At 60.3% G+C, this 6,648-nt stretch carries 4 protein-coding genes; 2 read left to right on the forward strand and 2 right to left on the reverse strand.

What is annotated here, in order from left to right; all coding sequences use genetic code 11:
• Positions 1-342: 342 nt before the first annotated feature.
• The gene (locus H5U08_RS07740) at positions 343-1,533 is read right to left on the reverse strand and encodes a hypothetical protein (protein ID WP_297031865.1); all 1,191 of its coding nucleotides are present in this window, start codon (positions 1,531-1,533) and stop codon (positions 343-345) included.
• A gap of 90 nt (positions 1,534-1,623) precedes the next feature.
• A complete protein-coding gene (locus H5U08_RS07745) occupies positions 1,624-2,727 on the reverse strand; it encodes a glycoside hydrolase family 172 protein (RefSeq protein WP_297031867.1) in 1,104 nt (367 codons plus the stop codon).
• A 796-nt stretch (positions 2,728-3,523) separates the two neighbouring features.
• On the opposite strand from H5U08_RS07745, the gene H5U08_RS07750 reads away from it, so the two are divergent.
• Both H5U08_RS07750 and H5U08_RS07755 read left to right on the forward strand, forming a co-directional pair.
• Positions 3,524-5,356, forward strand: coding sequence for a bifunctional homocysteine S-methyltransferase/methylenetetrahydrofolate reductase (locus H5U08_RS07750; RefSeq protein ID WP_297031868.1), 1,833 nt, complete (start codon positions 3,524-3,526; stop codon positions 5,354-5,356).
• Between the two features lie 12 nt (positions 5,357-5,368).
• Positions 5,369-6,538: a glycosyltransferase family 4 protein gene (locus tag H5U08_RS07755; protein WP_297031870.1), complete on the forward strand. Its 1,170-nt coding sequence runs from the start codon at positions 5,369-5,371 to the stop codon at positions 6,536-6,538.
• Positions 6,539-6,648: the final 110 nt, after the last annotated feature.

The following is a 6,648-nucleotide window of genomic DNA, read 5'->3' on the forward strand; positions in this document are numbered from 1 at the left end:
ATTCCTCGGCAACATCGACCTCGTCCGGACGGAAAAACCCGGTAGCCTCCACCAGGCGCCGGACAGCCTGCCGGTCCTCCGGGCGAACCACCGTGCGAAAAGTCACACTCGCTTTCTCCTGTGACTCGGTCGTGCCACGCATGTGGGACCTGATTCCTTCCTCTAGATCAGATTGCTGTGATGATCCACTATCCGTTTTCCGGCCGTGGGGCCGGGGTTCGCGGAACCCCGCGATTGCACCAACAAACGATGGCCATCAGGCGTTCTTTTTGCAAGGGTACACCTGAGACGCAAGCCCCCGCACGCCTACGTCTATTTTCCAGCCGGGGCGTTTCCCACGCACTACTCGTCGTGCAGCTCGTCGAGTTCGGTCTGGTCCACGTTGTACCGCAGCAGGACGTAGGCGACGGCCGTGGACGTCCAGAATTGGGCGTACAGGTAAGCCGAGGTCAGGTGGCGAAATACGTCGTGCCACTGGGCCAGACTGGCGCTGCTGAGAAGTTCTCCAAAGGAAACTCTCGGCAGCACGAGCCCCGCTGACCAGAGCGTCAGTCCCATACACCATTCCACGAACAGTGCCACCACCGCGGCCACCACCGCCCCGATCACAGCCGCCACGAAGGCATAGAAGAGAAAGTGGAACGGCCGCCGGAATAAATAAGAGCCCGCAGCCCCCACTGCTCCGTAACCGTCCTGGTTGTCGATCATGATGGCCGCCAGCATCAAGGGCCAACCCAGAACGACGAGCACAACCACCAGGGTGAGAAGCGCTCCCGGAATCACGGTGATGACCCACGCCCAGCCCAGGGGCAGAACATGCGTCCCAAACCAGCTCGCCACAAGACATATGACAGCCGAGATCCAGCCGAAAGCGTAAATGGCCACCCAACCGCCGAGGACACACGCCATCGCCGCTGGCCAGCGTCTGACAGCAAAGCGAACCATTCCCCGGCGACTATGCCCCTCGCCCCTTAAAGCAGCCAGTGCGGCGAACCGGACGATCACTCCTCCGCACAATGTCCACACGGCAAAGACCCAAATCAGGTAGCAAAGCCGTTTAATCCAGTCCGGCCAGGATCTCTCCAGTCGAATGGCACGAGGCATGCCGGGCCGATCGGGAACATAGGTGATCTGAAGAAAGTAGGTGTAACAACTGGCTAGGTCCGCCCAAACACCGAAAACAGGCACCAGCCGTGGTTGGCGAGCAAGCTCTGTGAGCAGCGACGCGCTTTCCCGAGCCCGCGATGAAGACGACCGAGACGTCCCAACCCGGTTCTGGACGGGCTGGGCCAGGCTGAGATCGACTCCTCCCAAGCTCAGGGGCACCCCGCGAGGAAGGGCAGGCAAAGGTTCGCGGTGGGGAAAAGCGTATTCCAGCGCCTGGCGTCCGGCTTCCACCAGCAGCAGGCCTGCAATGGCGAGCACCAACACCCGCAAACTCAGCGCAACTATCGCCGCGCGGACCAGGCGCAACCACGGAAAAATTTCCCACCACAGCACACGTCGGATGGCAACCTCACGTGGCTCCTCCATGATTTCGACCTCCTCAATCGGCCAGCGCGTCACGGCATCCCCGGGGTCTCCACGCTCACATCGAGAGAACCCGGCGTTCTTTCACAATTCTCAATCCTTCCAGATATCGGCGATACGGGCATCAACGTCCGGCAGTGGCGGCAACGGGGCACTCGGCGTGGGTTCATACCAGAACGTTGCGCAGCACCAGTCATCTTCCGTTTCCACCAGTCCGTTCTTCCAGCCGATCTGCTGGATGGTGATGCGGCATTCCTTCTGCCATGCAATCGGGTCGGGCAGATGCCACCGATACATGGAAACGAAATTGTTTTGATCCAGTGAACACCCCTGATAGAAAAACGGCACCTGCTGGATGCCCCAGGAGAGTCCCACATAGTCCTCGCTGCCCGTCCCGCAAATTGTGGGAAACTCGGTGTCACCATCCATATACACCTTGATTTCCCCTTCCCCCCACCACTGGCCAGGATGCAGATTACGCACCCCTATGACGACACCGATATATCGGCCCTTGTTTTTTCGCAAGGGCAAAATCTCGAAATCCTGTTTTTGCGTGGTGAGGTTTTCACGCCGGAAAAGAACGTGCAGTCGGCCGACATCGTCGGGGTGTTTATCTCCCAGGGTGTAGTCGATCTGATAAAAGATCGGGGGCGTCCGGTTGCCCTTCGTTTCGTTCGTCAGGGTGATCCGAGCACGTTTGGTGAAGGGCATCGGCAGCCAGATGTTCATGCCCGCCCGCGGCCCTACCGAATGCACGGCCGAAAAGTACGGCATCACCTTCCCATGGGCAAAGCCGAAAAAGTCGCCCAGCGGACATTCAATACTGGGGTGTTCCTGCCCTTCCCAATAAGCGCGGATGACCAGGCTCCGCAAGTTCTCCGGATTCGATTCGGTGGTCAGCCAGATATGGCGGATAGTGCCGGGCCCTTCGATATCGCACAGTTGGAGCGTTTCCCCGGGCTTGATGGGGCGCATTGGCGAGCCCTTCCGACCCACGCCAAGGTTGCTGGCAGCCTTGCCGCCTTCTCCCGGTGCCCCTGTGGGGTTCTCGAAGGAAATCGACCGCGAAATCAGGCCGGTATCCAGCAGATAGGGCTGGTGAATCACATCCGGCTGCTGGCCCCACACGGCCGCATTCCCCACCCAAAGCCCTATCGCAAGTCCCACCGCTGTGCTGAGCCAGAAAACGCGTTTCATTGTGTCATCCTTTCTTCAGGTAAACGTACGCTATGAACCGACTCTGCTGCATGCCGCCCCCATTCTGCCGAAAAACCTTGTCCCTCGCAACCGGTACGAAAGAGAATGGAGTTAAAGAAATGTGGCTCGGCCCAGCCGGCCATCGCAGACCCACGTGACGTTCACCCACTACAACAGATCCAACGCAGTCAGGTAGGGGCCATTCATGAATGGCCCTTACAACGTCGGAGGGACCTGCTTGTCGGGTCCGATCAACAGCAGTCGATGACCCATTCCCCTTCATCGGGCACGACAAGCGTGCCCCTCCGAAACACCCCTCGGTGCCCGCCCAAACGCAATGCATGTTCTAACGTTGAAATGCGGACGTGATGAATACGTCTCTCCGGCGCAGGCCCTTACCGAGCGCGAACCCCCTTGCACATACGAGGTCACAAGGATTAGTAGGGCCAATTCATGAATGGCCCCTCCGGGATGATCTTTGGATGTGATCAATGTGTTGGAGAGGCGATTCGCAAATTTCCCCCACCAATAACCGGCGCCGCGGCGTCCGAACAAGCCGCATTTCCTCCCCCGAAACGCCAATCCTTGCCGAATGGTCAGCTTGAAAATGGGCAAACCCCAGACGACTGCGGCTTATCGGCCAATCCGTCCCTGAGCTACAATAAACTTTTTGCAGCACAGGGCGCTGCCACCTCGTGGACCACGGTCCCAGGCGGTTGCCGCTTCCATGATCAACTCGCAAAAGTGCGATCACACCTCTTCCACGGCTGAAAAATCGGGAGAAAGGTGCGTTTTCATGGCGGAAAAACAACCCTTTGCGGAGTACCTCGCCCAGGGCGTCGTGGTGTTCGACGGAGCCATGGGCACGGAGATTTATCGCCATCATGTGTTCACCAATCGGTGTTTCGATGAACTCAATCTGTCCGATCCGAAGCTCATCCGCAAAATCCATCAGTCGTACTGCGAGGCGGGCGCCGAAGTCCTGACCACCAACACCTTCGGCGCGAACCGGGAGACCCTCGCCAAGTACGGCCTGGCCGAGCAGGTGCGGGCGATCAATCAGGCAGGCGCCCAAATCGCCCGGCAAGTGGCCGATGCCGCCGACCGACCGGTCTACGTCGCCGGTTCCATCGGGCCGCTCCCCACGCTTCCCCAAAACGAAGAAGTTCTGTGGCAGATGATCTGGGAGCAGGTCGATGCCCTCGTGGAAGGCGGCGTGGACTTCATCATCTTTGAAACCCAGCCCAGTCGTCAGGCGCTGGAACTCTGTGCGGCGGCGATGCGGGAACGGCCGGGCGTGCCGTTCATCCTTTCAGCGGCGGTTTACGAAGACGGCGAAACCGCTTCCGGGGAGACGGTCCAGCGGTTATTCGCCCCGCTCCCCGAAGGATATCCGGAACCGCTTGCCTGGGGACTCAATTGCGGCAGTGGTCCCCATGGTTTGCTCGGTGCTGTGGAGCAGGCGGTCCGCATCCTTCGCAAACCGCTCGTCGTGCAGCCGAATGCCGGCATCCCCAAGGAAGTTGAGCATCGCCGCATTTATCTCTGTTCGCCCGAGTATCTGGCCGAATACGCCAAGCGATTCGTCAATCTTGGGGCGGCCGGAGTCGGCGGGTGCTGCGGCACAACACCAGAACACATTCGCGCCATCTGCGACGCCGTGAAACCTCTCGTCCGCGCCCGCGTCAAGCCGATCTTTGTCGGCCCGGCAGAGGCCGTGGAACTCAAAACGCCGGTGCCTCTGGCGGAGCGGTCGCGATTCGCCTGGCGGCTGGTGCACAAACAATGGGTGACCTCTGTGGAACTGGTGCCCCCCCGTGGATACGACCTCCGCGACATCATCGAGAAAAGCAAAATGCTTCACCGGCACGGAGTGGACGCCGTCAACATTCCCGATGGTCCCCGCGCCAGCTCGCGGATTTCGCCCCTCATCACAGCGGATCGCATCCAGCGGGAGGCGATGATCGAAGTCATCCTCCATTTCTGCTGTCGGGACCGAAACCTGATCGGCATGCAAGCCGACCTCCTCGCCTGTGCCGCCTGCGATATCCGCAACATCCTGTTCATCACCGGCGATCCACCGAAGCTCGGCAATTATCCCCATGCCACCGGCGTGTTCGATACCGACTCGATCGGCATGGTGGGCGTTCAGAAGCGTCTCAATCAGGGCGTGGATCTGGGCGGCCAGCCCATCGACCCACCCACCGCCGCGGTCATCGGAGTCGGTCTGGATCCCACGGCCATTGATCAAAACCGCGAACTGGACCGCTTTCGCCGCAAAGTGGAGGCCGGGGCCGAGTTCGCCATCACTCAGCCGGTCTTCGACCCCGACGCCCTGCTGCGATTCCTGGACAAGGTCCAGCACCACGGAATTCCGATCATCGCGGGAATTTGGCCCTTGGCCAGCCTCCGCAACGCCACATTTCTGAAAAATGAAGTGCCCGGCGTGGTCATCCCCGATTGGGTGATGGAAAAGATGGCCTCCGTCACCAGCCGCGAGGATCAGCTCAAAATGGGGATTGAAATCGCTCGACAGGCCATCGAGCGGATTCGCGATCGCGTGGCCGGAGTTCAGGTGAGTGCCCCGTTCGGCAAAATTCAGGTCGCTCTGGAAGTCATCGGGGCATGAGGCATCGTCGCCATGCCGTCCCCCGTGTTCCGTCCCACGATTCTGGAAGTTCGCACCGTCACCGGAACCGGCGGAGGTCCGGAAAAGACAATTCTTCTTGGGACACGGTGGCTGAAAGCACGCGGCTGGCCCATCCACATCGTTTACCTCCATCCACCTGCCGATACCGCGTTCGAGGTCATCTGCAATCGCGCACGGGAACTCGATGTGCCCCTGATTGACTTCGAGGATCGCGGCCCGCTCGATTTTCGCACCGTCCGTCGGCTGTTTCGGCTCGTTCGCAGGCTGGGCAACGTGATCTGGCATGGGCACGATTATAAGGCGGACGCCCTGGGCTGGTTCCTCCACCGCGTTCATCCAATGACGCTTCTCAGCACGGTCCATGGGTGGGGTGTTTACGCCCCCCGGGTGCATTTTTACCATTTCATTCACAAACTGTGTCTCCGCGGATTCGACAGGGTGGTCTGCGTCTCGCCCTCCCTGCGGGAAGAATGCATCCGAGCCGGGATACCACCGTCCATCTGCGAGCTGTTGCCCAACGGCGTGGACTGCGAAGAGTTTGCGCCGCCCTCTTCACGTGAAGACGCCAAACGGCGACTCGGTCTGCCCGCATCGTGCCCGGTTGTGGGCTACGTGGGCCGGCTCTCCGCCGAGAAAGACCTGGGCACATTGCTTCGTGGATTGGCCCGGCTCATGGAAAACGGTGTGGCAGTGCATGCGCTCATCGTGGGCCATGGTCCGGTCAGGGATGAGCTTCACAACACGATCCGCCAGTTCTCTCTGGAACAGCATGTGAGCCTGGTCGGACACGCCCCGGATCCTCGACCGTACTATGCGGCTATGGATGTGTTTGTTCTGCCCAGCCTCCGCGAAGGATTGCCCAACGTGCTCCTCGAGGCCATGGCCATGGCCGTGCCCGTCGTGGCAACCCGTGTGGGGGGAATTCCCCAGCTTGTTCACGACGGCGAAACAGGGGTTCTCATTTCCCCGGGTGATGATCGCGCTCTGGCCGATGCGGTGAAGCAACTGATGGGCGATCGTGTTCGGGCAGCGACACTTGGGGAAAGCGCCCGCCGGTATGTGAAAACTCACTACAGTTTCGATCGCCGGATGGAACGCCTGGAGCGGATTCTGGAGGATCTTCTCAACCGCCCTGCTTTTCTTGCCCGCCGTGACGGGTGACGTTTTCCCAGATCGAACGCAGTTCGTGAACTTCCAGAGACTCGATCACCGCATTGCCCCCCTGTGCCGTGATCGTGAGCTGCCCGGGTTTCGGGCCAAATGGCCAGCAG

The sequence above is a fragment of the Thermogutta sp. genome (assembly GCF_014359955.1).
Classification (GTDB): domain Bacteria; phylum Planctomycetota; class Planctomycetia; order Pirellulales; family Thermoguttaceae; genus Thermogutta.

Bases quoted from the DNA above. Each gene is read 5' to 3' on its own strand.
- H5U08_RS07740 (WP_297031865.1), bottom strand. From the start codon at position 1,533: ATGGAGGAGCCACGTGAGGTTGCCATCCGACGTGTGCTGTGGTGGGAA.
- H5U08_RS07745 (WP_297031867.1), bottom strand. From the start codon at position 2,727: ATGAAACGCGTTTTCTGGCTCAGCACAGCGGTGGGACTTGCGATAGGG.
- H5U08_RS07750 (WP_297031868.1), top strand. From the start codon at position 3,524: ATGGCGGAAAAACAACCCTTTGCGGAGTACCTCGCCCAGGGCGTCGTG.
- H5U08_RS07755 (WP_297031870.1), top strand. From the start codon at position 5,369: ATGCCGTCCCCCGTGTTCCGTCCCACGATTCTGGAAGTTCGCACCGTC.